Below are 15,723 nucleotides of genomic sequence, written 5' to 3'. Positions count from 1 at the left end.
CACCCACCCACCCATTGCTGTGGGACGCGCCGTACCCCGGGGCGGCAGCCCCCGTCCCGGGACCGCCGTCCCCGCGCGGGTCTCGGCCCGTTTCTGTGGGATGCGCCGTGCCCTGGGGCGGCAGTCCCCGTCCCGTGACCGCCGTCCCCGCGCGGGCCTCGGCCCGTTTCTGTGGGATGCGCCGCGCCCTGGGGCGGCAGTCCCCGTCCCGTGACCGTCGTCCCCGCGCGGGCCTCGGCCCGTTTCTGTCGGATGCGCCGCGCCCTGGGGCGGCAGCCCCCGCCCGCGACCGCCGCCCCCACGCGGGCCCTCGCCCGCCCCAACCGGCCAAGCCGCACCCCCACCCCTCCCACCCCAAACCACCCGAACACCCCCACCCCACCCCAAACCCCCAACCCTCCCCCGTACGATCGCACCGTGACCTGGTGGCGGGCGCTGCGGCAGACGACGCGGTCGGGGCTTGCCGTGGAACGCACGCGCCTCGAACCGCTGGTCGCCCTGCGCGGAGCCGCCGGTCTCGCGGTTGTGATCGGGGTGAGCCTCGCCCTGTTCGGCCCCGCCGTCGCCGCCAGCTCGGCCTTCGGCGCGTTCCAGGCCGCCATCGCCACCTTCCAGCGCAGCTGGCGGCCCCGCCCCGAACTCGCCATCGCCTCCGGCACCAGCCTCGCGATCTCCACCTTCCTCGGCTACCTCACCGGCAGCCACCTCCTCCTCTTCCTCGCCCTCCTCGCCCTGTGGACCTTCCTCGCGGGCCTGAGCTGGTCCGCCGGCCCGACCATCGGCCTCATCGCCACCTCCAACGTGGCGATCATGCTGGTCACGATCACCCTGCCGACGTCCGTCGCCGCCGCGGCCGGGCACGCCGCGATGATGGTCGTGGGCGGCGCGGTCCAGGCCGCCCTGGTGATCGTCTTCCCGGTACGCCGCTGGGGCGCCCACCGCGACGCCCTCGCCGACGCCCTGGCCGCCGAGGCCGACTACGCCCGCCGCCTGCGCCACGACCCGGTCGCACCCTTCGACCCGGCCCCGCTGATGACGGCCCGCGCGGCCGCCCACATCACCCCGCGCCAGGCCCGCACCCGCCCCGCCGAACTGCACGGCGCCCGCGGCCTCGCCGAACGCATCCGCCCCGTCCTCGCGTCCCTCGCCGACCCGGCCCTCGGCGTCCCGGCCGAGGGCCCCGAACGCGACCGGGTCCGCGAACTCCTCGCCGCCGCGGGCGCCGTCCTCGACGCGGCCGCCCGCGCCATCCGCCACGGCACCCCGGTCGACCTCCCCCCGGCGGCGATCTCCACCTTCCGCACCCCCGACACCGGCACCATCCTCAAGGGTCCACCCCACCGCGCGGCCACCCGTCTGGGCACTCTCCTCAGAGACGTAGTGGAGGTGGCGACAGGCACCCCCGCCTCCGCGTCCACTCCGTCCACTCCGTCCACTCCGTCTGCCCCAGCTGTCCCAGCTGCCCCAGTTGCCCCAACTGCCCCGGCTGCCCCGGCTGCGTCAGCTGCGTCAGGTGTGGTCGGCGATCACGGTCCGCCCCCCTCTGTGGGCACAGCCCAGGCCGAGGGCACCGCGATGCCGGAGGAGGGGCGCCCCCAGCCCCCCACCCCGCCCGGGGGCACCCTCGTCCGCCCCGGCCTGGCGGCCCTGGTCCCCGCCGCCTCGAAGGCGATCCGCACCGACCTGAACCGCCGCTCCCCGGTAACCCGCCACGCCCTGCGCGTCACGACGGTCACCGTCACGGGCTACGCCGCCGGCACCTTCCTCCCCCTGGGCCACGGCTACTGGGCCCCCATGGCCGCCGTCATGGTCATGCGTCCCGACTTCTCCCAGACCTACGCCCGCGCGGTCGCCCGCTTCGGCGGCACCCTCGTGGGCGTGGCCCTGGCCACCGCTCTGGTCCAGCTGGCCCACCCGGGCACCTACCTCTCGGGCGCCCTCGCCGCGGCGAGCGCGGGCCTGATGTACCTCCTGATGCGCACGGGCCAGTTCGCCGCCCAGGCCTGCGTCGCCGCGTACGTGGTCTTCCTCCTGGGCATGGGCGGCGAACAGTGGACCCAGACGGTCCCGGAACGCGTCGTCCTCACCCTCATCGGCGGCATCCTCGCCATGGCGGCGTACGCCGTGTACCCGGCCTGGGAGACCCCGCGCCTGCGCACCCGCCTCGCCGACTGGCTCGCCGCGAACGGCCGCTACGCCGCAGCCGTCGTCGCCCACTACGCCGACCCCGCGGGCAAGAACTGCCCCGACGTCCGCACGGCCCTCCTCGCCGCCCGCACCGCCCGCGCCTCCTGGCAGGAGGCCCTGGAACGCGCCGAGCACGAACCCGTACGCCACCGCGGCCTCTCCCGCGCAGCGGCCGCCGACGCCGGGCAGGCCCTGTCCCAACTGGGCCGTGTCGCCATGCTCCTGGAGGCCCACCTCCCCGACCGCGGCACACCCCCGGTCCCGGCCGCCGCGGCCCTCGCGGACGCCCTGCGCACCGCCACCGAACGCGGAGCGCAGGCCGTGCGCGAGCGCCGCGTACCCGAGTGGAACGCGGTCCGCGACGCCCTCGACGCCTGGGATCCTGGCGAGGCCCCCGACCGCGTCGTCCGCCGTGGCGGCACCCTCCTCCTGCGCGCCCTCGCCGACCTCTCCGACGCCCTGGACACCGCGGCCGCACCGATGCTGGTCGACGGCACGGACACCAACGTACGGACGGGAAAAGCCGACGGGCCGCAGGGTCCGGAGGACCCCACGACCCGCTGAGCCGGTGCCCCGGCGTACCTGCCCTAGGGCCTGTCCGATGGGTCGGCTCTAGGACTGCGGAATGTCCGCCGTCGGCAGCCCCTCCGGCAGCTTCCCGCCCTTCGTCCGAAGGAACTCGTCCTTCCCGAAGCCCTCCCAGGTGACCTTCAGCGTCTCGCCGTCGACGGAGTCGATGCGACCCTTCGTGCGGTCCATGTCCCCGTCGGCGCACTTCAGCTTGATCGTCTGGTCCCCGCCGACCGCGGCGAAGCCGTTGCAGACGTGCTCGCCGACCAGCGTCGCGCGGTTCTTGGTGATCACCAGGGCGACCGGCTTGCCGCCGGTCGTGGCGACCCAGCTGCCCTCCAGGTCCTTGCCCGAGGCGCCCGCGCCGTCGGAGTCGGAGCCGTCGTCGGAGCCGGAGTCGCCCGGCGACTTGGAGGCGCTGTCCGACGCCCCCTTGTCCTTGGCCTTGTCGCCGTCGGCCTTGTCGTCGCCGTCGCTGCTGCAACCGGTCAGGACGAGGGCGGCGGCGAGCGCGGCCACCGCGGCGCCGATCGTCGTGCTGCGGACACGGGTCTGCACTGAAGTCCCCCTATGTGGAGCTCTGTTCCGGGCCGTGGCCCGTCGAATCGCGCGCCAAGCTACCAGGAGGATTTGCGGACGCCGGGCAGGAACCCCGCGTGGGCCTGTGCGCGAAGCCGCACCCTGGAGAGCCCGAACGTGCCCACGTATCCGCGGGGACGCCCGTCGACGCTGTCGCGGTTGCGCACGCGTGTGGCGCTCGCGTCCCGGGGCTGGCGTTCCAATTCCCGCCGGGCGGCGAGCCGTTCGGTGTCCGGTGTGTCCGGGCGCCGGATGATCTCCTTCAGCTCGGCCCGCCGCGCCGCGTACCGCGCGACGATCTCGCGCCGCTTCTCGTTCTTCGCGATCTTGCTCTTCTTGGCCATCAGACCTTCACCCCACGCGCACGGATCCTGGCCACAGCGGCCTCGATCCCGATGGTGTCGACGGTCTTGATCCCCTTCGCGCTCAGCCGCAGGCGCACGTACCTGCCCTCGCTCGGCAGCCAGTAGCGCTTGCGCTGGATGTTCGCGTCGAAGCGGCGCGGGGTGCGCCGGTGCGAGTGCGAGATGTGGTTGCCGAACCCGGGCTTGGCGCCGGTGAGCTGGCAGTGGGCGGACATGGTGACGCACCTCTCGGTCGGATTCGCCCCGTCCATTTGGAAACGGGATTCATTTTCATATACTAGCCCTCATGGCTCGCAATGAACTCCGCCCCGTCATCAAGCTCCGGTCCACGGCCGGAACGGGATACACGTACGTCACCCGCAAGAACCGCCGGAACGACCCCGACCGCCTGACCCTGCGCAAGTACGACCCGGTGGCCGGCCGGCACGTCGACTTCCGAGAGGAGCGCTGATCACCGTGCGACCCGGTATCCACCCGCCGTACGGCCCCGTCGTCTTCCGCGACAAGGCCGCGAACTTCGCCTTCCTCACGCGCTCCACCGCGACCAGCGACAAGACCGTCGAGTGGGAGGACGGCAACACCTACCCCGTCATCGACGTCGAGGTCTCCTCCGCGAGCCACCCCTTCTACACGGGGCAGCAGCGCGTCCTCGACACCGCGGGCCGCGTGGAGCGGTTCGAGCGGCGGTACGGGGGAGGGCGCTGATGGGCCGCCACGAGGCCGACGGCGCCCACCGGCCCCACGGCACCCCCGGCCGCATGGACGTCGCCGTCGTCGCGGGGATGCACACCGACGCCCGCGCCGCCGCCGTCGACCGGCTGCTCGCCACCGTGCCGGACAGCGTCGCCCTGCACCACGACCTGTCCACGGCCGCGGGCGGCACCGTCACGCGGACCCTGCGCGACGTCAGCGGAATCCTCGCCACCGGTGAGGCGCCGCTGGTCAACGACTGTGCCTGCTGCGCCCTTCGCGAGGATCTTGTGCCCGAGCTGGAGCGGCTCGCCGAGGGCGGCCTCACCCGGCTCGCCGTCGTCGAACTGTGGGACTCCGTCGAGCCGAAGGCGATGGCCGAGGTCATCGCCGCGCACGGCTCCGACGCGCTGCGCCTGAGCGGCGTCATCACCGCCGTCGACCCCGGCCTGCTGCTGCCCTGCCTCGCCAACGGCGACGACCTCGCCGACGCCGGGATCGCCGCGGCCGCCTCCGACCAGCGCACCGTCGCGGACACCTGGGCGCGCCAGCTCGAATACCCGCCCGTGCTCGCCGTCCTGGAGTCCGAGGTCGCCGACGAAGAGGACCGGGCCTTGCTGGCGCAGCTCCATCCGACAGCCCGCCAGGTCCCGATCGGCCACGGTGATCTGGCGGGCGCCGCCCGTGGCGGCTTCGACGTGCAGGCGGCGGCCGCGGCCCAGCACCCGGCCTGCGCGCTGCTGCCGACCGAGGCCGACGAGAGCGGGGTTGGCACGTTCGTGTGGCACCGCGAACGGCCCTTCCACCCGGAGCGCCTTTTCGCCGCCCTGGAGGACCTGACCTGCGCCGCCGCCCGCAGCCGCGGCCGCTTCTGGCTCGCCGACCGGCCCGACACGCTGCTCGCCTGGGACGCGGCGGGCGGCGCGCTGTGCGTGGAGAACGCGGGGCCGTGGCTGGCCTCGCTGCCCGACGCCGCCTGGGAGATGGTGCCGCCGGTGCGCCGGGCCGCCGCCGCCCTCGACTGGCACCCCGAGCACGGGGACTGCTGCCAGCACCTGGTCTTCACCTCGCCCGGCCTCGACCGCGACGGGCTCGCCGAGGTCCTGGAGTCCTGCCTGCTCACGGATGAGGAGTACGGCGCCGGGCGCGCCGCCTGGAAGACCCTCACCCCCGCTTTCGACGCCCTCCTGGAGGTCTGACGGTGTCCCCTTCATCTGCTTCGTCCTCTTCGTCTCCCTCGCGGTCCGCGCGCCGCTCCGACCGCGGCAAGCCGCTGAAGTCCCGCCCCAACCCGCTGGATCAGGCCGGAATCACGTACATCGACTACAAGGACACCGATCTGCTGCGGAAGTTCATCTCCGACCGGGGCAAGATCCGTAGCCGTCGGGTCACCCGGGTGACTGTGCGGCAGCAACGGCAGCTGGCCAAGGCCATCAAGAACGCCCGCGAGATGGCGTTGCTTCCGCCCGCCTCTCGCTGAAGCGCGCACCCTTTCGCCCCCGTTTGCACACGTACTCACCGCGTCTTCGGCCAAAAACGCAGCCGTTTCGCTTCCCACGGCGTCTGTACCAAGTGCACGAGGTATTCGATCCGGACAACCCGGCGCGGAACTTGACGCGGAAGATCATGGACGGGGGCCGTCGTTCGCATGTCGTGCGGGCACTGGGGAAGCGGCGGGAGGGCTGTAACCAGCTCACCACGGCGCGTGCACGTGCATCTGCCCATGCATCGGCACATGAACACGGCTATGATCCGGGACAGTTGACGGCTACAACGACAGCCACGGCACCACCGGGGAGCGACCTGTGCACCACGTGTTCAACGGCATGGCGGCCACGGATCTTCACGGGGTGGTCTGGCAGAAGAGCAGGCACAGCAACTCGCAGGGCGCCTGCGTGGAGTTCGCGAGGCTGCCGGGCGGCGACGTGGCCGTCCGCAACTCGCGGTTTCCCGAGGGCCCCGCACTCGTCTACACGCGCGCCGAGATCGAGGCCATGCTGCTCGGCATGAAGGACGGCGAGTTCGACGACCTGATCGGCGGCTGACCACCGCCGGTCCTGCTCAGCGGCTTGACCCTGCCGAGCAGGACACCGTGACGGATCGCGGGAAAGAAACGCGGGAGAGAAACGGGGGTGGGCTGTTCCCCTGGCGCTACGCCAGCTGGAACAGCGCCCACACCACCTTGCCGTTCAGCGCGCCCGCGAGCGGGTGCCAGCCCCAGCCGTCGCTGAACGAGTCCACCAGGAAGAGCCCGCGGCCCGACTCCGCGGAGAAGTCGTCCTCCGCCTCCTCGCGCGCGACCGGACTGTCGTCGCTGGGGTCCCGCACCGCGCACACGAGCCGAGAGGTCCAGCGCATCATGTGCAGCCGCACGGGCGCGTCCTCGGTGGCGCCGATGGGACACGCGGCGCGCGGGGTGTCCGCGGGCAGGGCATGCCGCAGGGCGTTCGTGACGAGCTCGGAGACGACGAGCGCGATGTCGTCGAACCGCTCCTCCAGCTCCCAGGAGACCAGTGTCTTGCGGGTGAACTGCCGGGCGCTGCCCACGGCTTCGTACCGGGCGGGAAGAGCGCAGGAGGCCGCGCTGGAGACCGCGGAGGGGTCGAGCGGAGGAAGGCCCTGCCGTAACGGCTCGAGCATGGTCGATCCATTCGTCCCCATGCGAGGCACTCCCCGGTTTTCGCGGTTCGCGGTACAAAGCGATGAAGCGGTGGCGCGGTCGGTACAGCCGGGCGGCACAGCGATGGCGCAGCGGTGACGCGCGGACCATGGTTCCGAATGCGTACAGCAGATGCAAGGGCAGATGCACGTGCACGCGCCGGACTTGACCGTTCCTAGGCTGCTTCTTGCCCATTTCTTCCCACGACTTCTTGTGCAGACCTTCCGGAGGCTTTCCCTTTCCGTAACCGAACGAGTACGGCCTGAAGCGTTTAATGGCAGACTGCGGGTCTCACACCTTGGGGAGGACTGAGCGAAGTGACCGCTGGGGAGTCGAGCGGCTCGGTGGTACGGCGCATCCTGCTGAGCTCGCAACTGAGGCGCCTGAGGGAGTCGCGGGGCATCACCCGCGAGGCGGCGGGCTACTCGATCCGCGCTTCCGAATCGAAGATCAGCCGCATGGAGTTGGGACGGGTGAGCTTCAAGTCGAGGGACGTCGAGGACCTCCTCACGCTCTATGGCGTCATGGACGAGGCCGAGCGCAACGCTCTCCTCTCGCTCGCCAAGGAGGCCAACCTGACGGGCTGGTGGCACAGTTACTCCGACGTCCTGCCCGGCTGGTTCCAGACATACATCGGCCTGGAGGGCGCCGCCTCCCTCATCCGTGTCTACGAAGTCCAGTTCATCAACGGCCTGTTGCAGACCGAGGCGTACGCCCACGCGGTCGTCGAGCGCGGCATGAAGGCCGCCGCCGCAGGCAAGGCGGGTGGAGGCGGCCGGTCCGGTCGCGCCGGGCGCGGCGGCCGCATCAACCAGGCGGACGTGGACCGGCGGGTGGCCCTGCGCCTGGAGCGCCAGAAGCTGCTCGTCTCCGAGCGCGCGCCGCGCTTCCAGTGCGTCCTCGACGAGGCCGCGCTGCGACGCCCGTACGGCGACCGGGAAGTGATGCGCGGTCAGATCCAGCACCTGATCGACATCTCGGAGCGTCCGAACGTGACGCTGCAGGTCATGCCGTTCACCTTCGGCGGACACGCGGGCGAGTCCGGGGCGTTCACGATGCTCAGCTTCCCCGAGTCCGACCTGTCCGACGTGGTGTATCTGGAGCAGCTCACCGGCGCCCTTTATCTGGACAAGCGCGAAGAAGTCGCCCAGTACGAACGCGTGATGGCCGAACTGCGTGAGGACTGTCCGAATCCGGCCGACAGCCGTGACCTTCTCCGTGGTCTACTCCAACTGACCTGAATCGTCAGTAGGATGACGTGAAATCAGGTGTCTGCTCTCTGCGGCAAGGGGTCTCGCGTCATGTCCTTCTTCACCGATCTGGCTCACCAGTACATCGACGGTGAGTGGAAGGCCGGCTCCGGTTCCTGGGACATCATCGACTTCAATCCGTACAACGGGGAGAAGCTGGCGTCGATCACCGTCGCCACCGCGGACGAGGTGGACCAGGCCTACCGAGCGGCACAGCGCGCCCAGGAGGCATGGGGTGCGACCAACCCCTATGCCCGGCGCGCCGTCTTCGAGCGCGCCCTGCGCATCATCGAGGACCGCGAGGCCGAGATCACCGAGGCGATCGTCGACGAACTCGGCGGCACGCTGGTCAAGGCCGGTTTCGAACTGCACCTGGCCAAGGAGTTCCTGCGCGAGGCGATACATCTCGCGCTCGCCCCGCAGGGCCGCATACTCCCCTCGCCCGACGACACCAAGGAGAACCGCCTCTACCGCGTCCCGGTGGGCGTCGTCGGCGTCATCAGCCCCTTCAACTTCCCCTTCCTCCTGTCGATCAAGTCGGTCGCCCCGGCCATCGCGCTCGGCAACGCCGTCGTCCTGAAGCCGCACCAGAACGCGCCGGTGCTCGGCGGCAGCCTGATCGCGAAGATCTTCGAGGACGCGGGCCTGCCCCCGGGCGTCCTGAACGTCGTCATCACGGACATCGCCGAGATCGGCGACGCGCTCATCGACCACCCGGTCCCCGGCGCCATCTCCTTCACCGGCTCCGACGCCGTCGGCCGCCACGTCGCCACCGTCTGCGCGCAGACCTTCAAGCGCTGCATCCTCGAACTCGGCGGCAACAGCGCCCTGATCGTCCTGGACGACGCGGACGTGGACTACGCCGTGGACGCGGCCGTCTTCAGCCGCTTCGTCCACCAGGGCCAGGTCTGCATGGCCGCGAACCGCATCCTCGTGGACCGCTCCGTCGAGGCCGAGTTCACCGAGAAGTTCGTCGCCAAGGTCAAGTCCCTGAAGGTCGGCGACCCGGCGTCCCCCGACACCCACATCGGCCCGCTCATCAACTCCTCGCAGGCCGACGGGGTGTCGTCGCTCGTGACGCAGGCCGTCCAGGCGGGCGCCACGGCCCTCCTGCACGGCCGCACCGAGGGCAACCTGGTCGCGCCGTCCGTCCTCACCGACCTGCCCGAGGACGCCCCGGTCCTGCGCCAGGAGATCTTCGGCCCGGTCGCCCTCATCCTGCCCTTCGACGGCGAGGACGAGGCCGTCCGCATCGCCAACGACACTCCGTACGGCCTGAGCGGCGCCGTCCACACCGCCGACGTCGAGCGCGGCGTCCGCGTCGCCCACCGCGTCAAGAGCGGCATGATGCACATCAACGACGGCACGGTCCACGACGAGCCGATCGTGCCCTTCGGCGGCGAGAAGCACTCGGGCGTCGGCCGCCTCAACGGCGACGCGACGATCGAGGCGTTCACGACGCACAAGTGGATCTCGGTGCAGTACGGGCGGTCGCGCTTCCCGTTCTGACGAATTCCCTTCATCTCCCGGGCCATCGAGGACAGCATCTGTCCTCGATGGCCCGTAGCTTCTGTGGTGTCGGACAGGCCGACGGCCCGGCAGGGCTGGAGAGAGGCGGACATCATGGTCACCCACGTCAACGCGGAAGCTCCCGGCGACGAGCGCGGCGCACTCATCGCCTTCGTCGAGGCCCAGCGCGGCGGCATCCGCCGCTCCGTGCTCGGGCTCAGCGACGAGCAGGCGTCCGGCCGGCCGAGCGCCAGCGAGCTGAACCTCGCGGGCCTGGTCAAGCACGTCGCCGAGACCGAGCTGAACTGGCTGCGCATGGCCCAGCAGAAGCCCAACGAGCGCCAGCGCACCGAGGAGACCTGGGGCGACAGCTTCCGCCTCGTCGAGGGCGAGACGCTCGCCGACGTCCTCGCGTTCTGGGCCGAGGTCGCCGCGGAGACGGACGCGTTCATCCGCGCGGTGCCGAGCCTTGACGACACCTTCCCGCTGCCGGACCAGCCCTGGTTCCCGGACGACGGCGCCGTGTCGATGCGCTGGCTGATGCTGCACCTGGTCGAGGAGATCGGGCGGCACGCCGGGCACGCGGACATCATCAGGGAGTCGCTGGACGGCAAGACGGCCTTCGAGCTGGTGGCGCTGGACCAGGGATACGCTAGTCAAAGTTGATTGGCTGTCTCGGAGAGGTGTGGTGAATGTCGGCGATCCGGCTGCTGGTCCTGGGGGCCGTCCGTCAGCACGGGCGGGCCCACGGCTATCAGGTCCGCAACGACTTGGAGTACTGGGGCGCCCACGAGTGGTCCAATGCCAAGCCGGGCTCGATCTACCACGCCTTGAAGCAGCTGGCCAAGCAGGGCCTGCTGTACGAGCACGAGACCGCGCCGTCCACGGCCGGGGGCCCGCCGCGCACCGAGTACGAGATCACGGAGAAGGGCACCGAGGAGTTCCTCGACCTGCTCCGTGAGGCGCTGGTCTCGACGTACAACCAGAAGCCCGACATGCTCTCGGCCGCGGTGGGCTTCATGGTCGATCTGCCGCGCGCGGAGGTGATCGACCTGCTCAAGCAGCGGATCAGTGGACTCGGTGACTGGCGCGCGTCCGTCACCGAGTACTACACCCCTGAGGACGGGCCCGAACAGCTCGGCCACATCGGCGAGATCATGAACCTCTGGCTGCACCAGGCCGAGGCGGGCGCGACGTGGACGCGCAGCCTGATCGAGCGCATCGAGGGCGGCGCGTACACCTTCGCCGGTGAGGGCGAGCCGTTCGTCGCGGTCCTCGCGGACGGCGAGGAGAACCCGTACGCGACGGGGGAGCGGCACGCGGGCGACGACACCTGAGGCGTGCGACAGCGCCCGAAAGTTTTCAAGATTTCTCGCTAATCAAGTTTGACGAATCGAGGAGCGGGCACTACCTTCGAGGCTCGCAAGGTAGTCAAGCTTGACTAATTGCGTGGGCTGGGCAGTGGTGAACCCCGGAGGGAGACGGATGACGGACGCGATCGTCGTCGAAGGCGCACGGAAGAGGTACGGCGAGAAGCGGGCCCTGGACGGGCTCGACCTGGTGGCCGCGCGCGGCACGGTGCACGGCGTGCTCGGGCCGAACGGCGCGGGCAAGACCACGGCGGTGCGGATCATGGCCACGCTGCTCCGCGCGGACGAGGGGCGCGTGGAGATCGCCGGGTACGACGCGGGGCGGCAGGCGGGCGAGGTGCGCCGCCGCATCGGCCTGCTCGGCCAGCACGCGGCCGTCGACGAGGAGCTGAGCGGCCACCAGAACCTGGAGATGTTCGGCCGCCTCTACCACCTGGGCGCGCCCCGCGCCCGGACGCGGGCCGACGAGCTCCTGGACCGCTTCGGCCTCGGGGACACCGGCCGCAAGGCGGTCAAGCAGTACAGCGGCGGCATGCGGCGCCGCCTGGACCTCGCCGCCTCGCTGATCACGGAGCCGGAGGTGCTCTTCCTGGACGAGCCGACGACGGGCCTCGACCCGCGCGGCCGCGCCGAGGTGTGGGACGCGGTGCGCTCCCTGGTCGGCGCGGGCACGACGGTGCTCCTGACCACGCAGTACCTGGAAGAGGCCGACCAGCTGGCCGACCGCATCTCCCTGGTCGACCACGGCAAGGTCATCGCGGAGGGCACCGCCGACGACCTGAAGGCGCGGCTCGGCGGCGACCGCATCGACGTCGTCGTGCGCGACGGGGCCGAGCTGGTGCGCGCGGCCCGGCTGCTGCCCGGCGCGGCGGACGACGTGACGGTCGACGCCGACCGGCGCCTGGCCAGCGCGCCCGTCACCGACCGCATGGAGGCGCTGACCCGGGTCGTACGGGCGCTCCAGGAGGAGGGCATCGAGGCGGAGGACATCGCGGTGCGCAGGCCGACCCTGGACGAGGTGTTCCTGCGCCTCACGGGGCGCACGGAGGACCAGGAACGCATGAAGGAGGCCGTGTGAGTACGACGACTGGCGGTACGCCGACGATGGTGGCGGGGCCCTCGGCGGGCGGCCCCGGGGCGGGCGGCTCCCGGATCGGCTGGGCCCTCATCGACTCCTGGACCATGTCCCGGCGCGAACTCGCCCACTGGGCGCGCCAGCCCGTGCAGGTCGTCGTCGGGCTCGCCTTCCCGGTGATGCTCCTGCTGATGTTCAACTACCTGATCGGGGGCGGCAAGGGCATCCAGGGCGACTACGCCGAGTTCCTCGTCCCCGGCATGTTCGCGCTGACGATGGTCTTCGGCCTGGACGCCACGATGGTCGCCGTCACCACCGACCTCAACAAGGGCGTCGTCGACCGCTTCCGGTCCATGCCGATGACCAACGGGGCCGTTCTGGTGGGCCGTTCCGTCGCCGACATGCTCCAGTCCTTCGCCTCCCTCATCGTCATGATGGGCGTCGGGCTCACCATCGGCTGGCGCTGGCACGGGTCCTTCGCCGGGGTCCTCGGAGCCGTCGGGCTCCTCATGCTCCTGCGGTTCGCCATGCTGTGGCTCGGCATCTACCTCGCCATGGTCGCCGGCAAGCCGGAGCTCGTCATGGCCGTGCAGATCCTCGTCTGGCCCGTCGGGTTCCTCTCCAACGCCTTCACCGTGCCGCAGAACATGCCCGACTGGCTCGGCGCGGCGGTCGAGTGGAACCCGATGTCCGCGGCCGCCACGGCCGTCCGTGACCTCTTCGGCAACGACCCCGGCGTGACCGGGACGTCCTGGGCCGCCGACCACGCCGAACTCCTGGCGGTCGCCTGGCCCCTGGCCCTGGTGGGGGTGTTCCTGCCGCTGGCGGTGCGGAGGTTCGGGGCGCTGAGCAAGTAGGCCGGGGGCCCTGGCGGGGCATTCCCCAACCCCGCCCCTTCCCGAAACCGGGGGCTGCGCCCCCGGACCCCCGCTGATCGGCGCTTCGCGCCTCGTCCTCAATCGCCGGACGGGCTGGAAAATCCAGCCCCTCCGGCGTTTGAGGAGCGGGGTCTGGGGCGGAGCCCCAGTTACGGGAAGGGGCGGGACTGGGGCGCACCCGCGAGGCCCACCCCCACCCCCCTAGTGATGAAACCCCGTAGCAACCCCCCGATCCCGCGTCAGCGGATGCGGCTGACGGCGCAGCTCGGGCAGGAGCCGCCCCAGGTCCTCCACGAAGAGCTGCGCGAGGTCGGACGAGAACCCGTTCCGGCAGACGACCCGCAGCACCGCCAGATCCTCCCGGTGAGCCGGAAACGTGTAGGCGGGCACCAACCACCCCCGCTCCCGCAACCGCCGGGCCACATCGAACACGTCATAGGCGCCCACGCCCGCCTCCGTGGTGAAGGCGAACACGGGCAACTCGTCCCCCCGAGTGAGCAGCCGGAAGTCCCCGAGGGCCTCGATGCGCGTGGCAAGCCCCCGGGCGACGTCCCGGGACGCCTGCTGGACGGCCCGGAAGCCCTCCCGCCCGAGCCGCAGGAACGTGTAGTACTGCGCGACGACCTGCGCCCCGGGCCGCGAGAAGTTCAGCGCGAACGTGGGCATGTCCCCGCCGAGATAGTTGACGCGGAAGACGAGTTCCTCGGGCAGCTCGGCGGGCGTACGCCACAGCGCCCACCCGACGCCCGGGTAGACGAGCCCGTACTTGTGCCCGGAGGTGTTGATCGACGAGACGCGGGGCAGCCGGAAGTCCCAGACGAGGTCCTCGTCGAGGAAGGGGGCGACCATCGCCCCGGAGGCCCCGTCGACGTGGACGGGGATGTCGAGCCCGGTCCGCTCCTGGAGGGCGTCGAGCGCGGCGCACACGTCGGCCACGGGCTCGTAGGAGCCGTCGAAGGTGGAGCCGAGGACGGCGACGACGCCGATGGTGTTCTCGTCGCAGAGCGCGGCGGCGGCCTCGGCGGAGAGGTGGAACCGGTCGCCCTCCATGGGCACCTGCCGCGCCTCGACCTCCCAGAAGTCGCAGAACTTCTCCCAGCAGACCTGCACGTTGACGCCCATCACGAGATTGGGCCGGGCCTCGCGGGAGGGGTAGCGGTCGGCGTTGCGGCGCGCCCAGCGGCGCTTGAGGGCCATCCCGGCGAGCATGCAGGCCTCGCTGGAGCCGGTGGTCGAGCAGCCGACGGCGGCGGCCGGGTCGGGGGCGTTCCAGAGGTCGGCGAGCATGGCGACGCAGCGCCGCTCCAGCTCCGCCGTCCGCGGATACTCGTCCTTGTCGATCATGTTCTTGTCCCGGCACTCCGCCATCAGGACTCCGGCCTGCGGCTCCATCCAGGTGGTGACGAAGGTGGCGAGGTTGAGGCGGGAGTTCCCGTCCAGCATGAGTTCGTCGTGGACGAGCTGGTACGCGGTCATGGGCGGCAGCGGCCCGTCGGGGAGCCGGTGCTTGGGCGGGGCCTCGGTCATGCCGCCGACGGGGTTCGCCTCGCCGTAGAACGGGTTCACCGAGAGGGCGCGGTCGTCGGGCCGGTCGGGGCCGTGGTGGAGGGGCATCGCGGGTCCTTCCGGCCGAAGCGCGGGTGCTGTCCCTTTCGGGAGGATATGGCCGGGCGTTCGGGCTTGCACCTCACGTGACGTGAGGACTCAGTCTGGGACGCGTACCGAGCAAGAGAGGGCGGAAACCATGAGCTACTCCGTGGGACAGGTCGCCGGTTTCGCCGGGGTCACGGTGCGCACGCTGCACCACTACGACGAGATCGGCCTGCTCGCGCCCAGCGAGCGCAGCCACGCGGGCCACCGGCGCTACAGCGACGGCGACCTGGACCGGCTGCAGCAGATCCTGTTCTACCGGGAGCTCGGTTTCCCCCTCGACCAGGTCGCGACCCTGCTCGACGACCCGGACGCGGACCCGCGCGCGCACCTGCGCCGCCAGCACGAGCTGCTGTCCGCCCGGATCGCCAAGCTCCAGCAGATGGCCGCGGCCGTCGAGACCGCCATGGAGGCGAGACGCATGGGCATCAACCTCACGCCCGAGGAGAAGTTCGAGGTCTTCGGAGACTTCGATCCCGACGAGCACGCGGAGGAGGTGGAGCGCCGCTGGGGCGACACCGAGGCGTACGCCGAGTCGCAGCGCCGCACCGCCGCGTACACCAAGGAGGACTGGAAGCGGCTGACCGAGGAGCTGGACGCGATCCACGCGCGCATGGGCGACCTGCTGGCCGCCGGAGCGCCCGCGGACTCCGCGGCGGCGATGGACGTGGCGGAGGAGCACCGCCTCTTCATCTGCTCCAGCTACTACGACTGCGCGCACGAGCTGCACAGCTGCCTCGGCGACATGTACGTGTCCGACGCCCGCTTCACGGCCACGTACGAGGCCATCCGGCCCGGCCTCGCCGTGTACATGCGGGACGCGATCCACGCGAACGGCGCCCGCGCGGGAGCCCGCGGCGAGTGACCACGGTTCCCGGGGGAACCCGAGGGGGGCCGGTGGAACCTGTCCGCGTCACCTCGCGTTGGTAACTTTGGGCGGC

The 15,723-nt window shown here is 71.4% G+C and carries 18 protein-coding genes; 13 read left to right on the top strand and 5 right to left on the bottom strand.

Features of this window, described 5'->3' with window-relative positions:
* Positions 1–417 precede the first annotated feature (417 nt).
* The gene (locus OO63_RS25745; protein WP_030361079.1) at positions 418–2,751 is read left to right on the top strand and encodes an FUSC family protein; all 2,334 of its coding nucleotides are present in this window, start codon (positions 418–420) and stop codon (positions 2,749–2,751) included.
* Positions 2,752–2,799: 48 nt separating this feature from the next.
* On the opposite strand, the gene OO63_RS25740 is transcribed toward OO63_RS25745, so the two are convergent.
* The 3 genes from OO63_RS25740 to rpmB are packed head-to-tail and all read right to left on the bottom strand — an operon-like array spanning position 2,800 to position 3,916.
* Positions 2,800–3,315 carry a hypothetical protein gene (locus tag OO63_RS25740; RefSeq protein WP_030361078.1) on the bottom strand — a complete coding sequence of 172 codons (516 nt, stop codon included), beginning with the start codon at positions 3,313–3,315 and terminating at the stop codon, positions 2,800–2,802.
* 59 nt (positions 3,316–3,374) lie between these two features.
* A complete protein-coding gene (gene rpsN, locus OO63_RS25735) occupies positions 3,375–3,680 on the bottom strand; it encodes a 30S ribosomal protein S14 (protein ID WP_030361077.1) in 306 nt (101 codons plus the stop codon).
* Entirely contained in the window at positions 3,680–3,916 is a 237-nt protein-coding gene (rpmB, locus tag OO63_RS25730; protein WP_030361076.1) for a 50S ribosomal protein L28, read from the bottom strand. The genes rpsN and rpmB overlap by 1 nt, the downstream gene beginning before the upstream one ends.
* Before the next feature lie 71 nt (positions 3,917–3,987).
* Between rpmB and rpmG the strand changes: the two genes are divergently transcribed.
* The 5 genes from rpmG to OO63_RS25705 all read left to right on the top strand — a co-directional run bounded on the left by rpmG (position 3,988) and on the right by OO63_RS25705 (position 6,436).
* A complete protein-coding gene (gene rpmG, locus OO63_RS25725) occupies positions 3,988–4,152 on the top strand; it encodes a 50S ribosomal protein L33 (protein WP_030361075.1) in 165 nt (54 codons plus the stop codon).
* Positions 4,153–4,157: 5 nt separating this feature from the next.
* Positions 4,158–4,406, top strand: a complete 249-nt coding sequence (locus OO63_RS25720; protein WP_030361074.1) for a type B 50S ribosomal protein L31 — start codon at positions 4,158–4,160, stop codon at positions 4,404–4,406.
* A 53-nt stretch (positions 4,407–4,459) separates the two neighbouring features.
* Positions 4,460–5,590: a CobW family GTP-binding protein gene (locus OO63_RS25715; protein ID WP_030361073.1), complete on the top strand. Its 1,131-nt coding sequence runs from the start codon at positions 4,460–4,462 to the stop codon at positions 5,588–5,590.
* Positions 5,591–5,592: 2 nt separating this feature from the next.
* Positions 5,593–5,871 (top strand): 30S ribosomal protein S18, encoded by a 279-nt coding sequence (gene rpsR / locus OO63_RS25710; RefSeq protein WP_051811178.1) that lies wholly within the window; start codon positions 5,593–5,595, stop codon positions 5,869–5,871.
* A 325-nt stretch (positions 5,872–6,196) separates the two neighbouring features.
* Positions 6,197–6,436 carry a DUF397 domain-containing protein gene (locus tag OO63_RS25705; RefSeq protein WP_030361071.1) on the top strand — a complete coding sequence of 80 codons (240 nt, stop codon included), beginning with the start codon at positions 6,197–6,199 and terminating at the stop codon, positions 6,434–6,436.
* 106 nt (positions 6,437–6,542) lie between these two features.
* On the opposite strand, the gene OO63_RS25700 is transcribed toward OO63_RS25705, so the two are convergent.
* A complete protein-coding gene (locus tag OO63_RS25700; protein WP_078619357.1) occupies positions 6,543–7,052 on the bottom strand; it encodes an ATP-binding protein in 510 nt (169 codons plus the stop codon).
* A 315-nt stretch (positions 7,053–7,367) separates the two neighbouring features.
* On the opposite strand from OO63_RS25700, the gene OO63_RS25695 reads away from it, so the two are divergent.
* From OO63_RS25695 to OO63_RS25670, 6 genes are all read left to right on the top strand, one after another.
* On the top strand, positions 7,368–8,291 hold the full coding sequence (locus OO63_RS25695) for a helix-turn-helix domain-containing protein (RefSeq protein ID WP_033264459.1): 924 nt from the start codon (positions 7,368–7,370) through the stop codon (positions 8,289–8,291).
* A gap of 60 nt (positions 8,292–8,351) precedes the next feature.
* Positions 8,352–9,809, top strand: coding sequence for an aldehyde dehydrogenase family protein (locus OO63_RS25690; RefSeq protein WP_030361068.1), 1,458 nt, complete (start codon positions 8,352–8,354; stop codon positions 9,807–9,809).
* A 114-nt stretch (positions 9,810–9,923) separates the two neighbouring features.
* Positions 9,924–10,475, top strand: a complete 552-nt coding sequence (locus OO63_RS25685) for a DinB family protein (protein ID WP_030361067.1) — start codon at positions 9,924–9,926, stop codon at positions 10,473–10,475.
* 26 nt (positions 10,476–10,501) lie between these two features.
* Positions 10,502–11,146 (top strand): PadR family transcriptional regulator, encoded by a 645-nt coding sequence (locus OO63_RS25680; RefSeq protein WP_030361066.1) that lies wholly within the window; start codon positions 10,502–10,504, stop codon positions 11,144–11,146.
* Positions 11,147–11,294: 148 nt separating this feature from the next.
* Positions 11,295–12,257 carry a daunorubicin resistance protein DrrA family ABC transporter ATP-binding protein gene (locus OO63_RS25675; protein WP_030361065.1) on the top strand — a complete coding sequence of 321 codons (963 nt, stop codon included), beginning with the start codon at positions 11,295–11,297 and terminating at the stop codon, positions 12,255–12,257.
* 26 nt (positions 12,258–12,283) lie between these two features.
* Positions 12,284–13,111, top strand: coding sequence for an ABC transporter permease (locus OO63_RS25670; RefSeq protein WP_030361064.1), 828 nt, complete (start codon positions 12,284–12,286; stop codon positions 13,109–13,111).
* A gap of 222 nt (positions 13,112–13,333) precedes the next feature.
* Here the strand turns inward: OO63_RS25670 and gad are convergent, their stop codons facing one another.
* On the bottom strand, positions 13,334–14,746 hold the full coding sequence (gad, locus tag OO63_RS25665; RefSeq protein WP_030361063.1) for a glutamate decarboxylase: 1,413 nt from the start codon (positions 14,744–14,746) through the stop codon (positions 13,334–13,336).
* Between the two features lie 130 nt (positions 14,747–14,876).
* On the opposite strand from gad, the gene OO63_RS25660 reads away from it, so the two are divergent.
* On the top strand, positions 14,877–15,647 hold the full coding sequence (locus OO63_RS25660; RefSeq protein WP_030361062.1) for a MerR family transcriptional regulator: 771 nt from the start codon (positions 14,877–14,879) through the stop codon (positions 15,645–15,647).
* Positions 15,648–15,723 lie beyond the last annotated feature (76 nt).

Source organism: Streptomyces alboflavus, assembly GCF_000716675.1.
GTDB classification, from domain to species: Bacteria; Actinomycetota; Actinomycetes; order Streptomycetales; family Streptomycetaceae; genus Streptomyces; species Streptomyces alboflavus.
Note: the sequence above shows the minus strand (reverse complement) of the source record. Positions and strands in the feature narration are given on the sequence as shown.